The sequence below is a fragment of the Streptomyces sp. NPDC056987 genome, assembly GCF_042673865.1.
Lineage (GTDB): Bacteria > Actinomycetota > Actinomycetes > Streptomycetales > Streptomycetaceae > Streptomyces.
The window spans coordinates 1-1,072 of sequence record NZ_JBHURV010000097.1; the positions used below are offsets into that span (position 1 = coordinate 1).

Below are 1,072 nucleotides of genomic sequence, written 5' to 3' on the forward strand. Positions count from 1 at the left end.
CTGAGGTGACCCCCGGAGTGTGGACACAGGGGTTCATGCTGCGAGTGAGAGTTTAGCTGTCCTGTGGTGCTGCTGTTCGAACTCCAGCGGGGAGAGGTAGCCCAGCGCGCTGTGGCGGCGGCGGGCGTTGTAGTACGTGAGCCACTGGAAGATCTCCAGCCTCGCCTGCCGCATCGTCAAGAACAGCTTCCTGTGCATCGTCTCCCTTTTCAGCCCCTGCCAGAAACTTTCAGCGAGGGCGTTGTCATAGCCCGAGCCGACCCTGCCCATGCTCCTGCGGACGCCGTACCGGTCGCAGACCTGGGCGAACGCGGCCGAGGTGTACTGCGATCCGCGGTCCGCGTGGAAGATCACCCCGGCGACATTTCCGCCACGGGCCGCGACCGCGTTCCGGAGCGCGTCGATGACGAGTTCGGCTCGCATATGCGGGGCCATCGACCAGCCGAGCACTCGGCGGGAACGGATGTCGATGACGCAGGCGAGGTAGAGCCACACGGCTCCGACCTGCACATACGTGATGTCGCCGCACCACTTCTCGTCCAGAGCGTCGGCGGTGAAGTCCCTTCGGACCAGGTCCGGCGCGGGTGGCGAGAGCCGGTCCGCGATCGTGGTGCGCTTCTTCCTCCGCAGGTGGCGGCCGACGATGCGATGCTTGCGCATCAGGCGCGCGACCCGCTTGCGGTTGACCGTGTGGCCGAAGCCGCGCAGCTCGGCGTGGACCCGCAACGCGCCGTAGTTCCCACGATGTTCGGCGTGGATCCCGCGGATCTCCGCGACCAGGGCGTCCTCGGCGGCCTGCCGCTCGGCACGCGCTTCGGCGCCGGCGATCCACCGGTAGTAGCCCGAGCGGGAGATCTCCAGTACCCGGCATATCCGCTTGATGCCGTACATCTCGGCATAGGCGGAGATGAAGTCCCAAGCGGCGGTCTTCACTTCATCTCCCGGGCGAAATAGGCAGCCGCCCGGCGGAGGATCTCCCGCTCCAGCTGCCATTCCTTCTCGTTCTTCAGAAGCCGGGCGTTCTCCGCCCGCAGCCGGGCCAGTTCGCCCTCCATGTCCTGCGAGGCACTGT

General features: G+C 66.8%; 1 pseudogene. It reads right to left on the reverse strand.

The features are described from left to right. Window positions 1-33: 33 nt before the first annotated feature. A pseudogene (locus ACFTZC_RS41960) lies at window positions 34-1,072 on the reverse strand (IS3 family transposase); the annotation flags it as partial.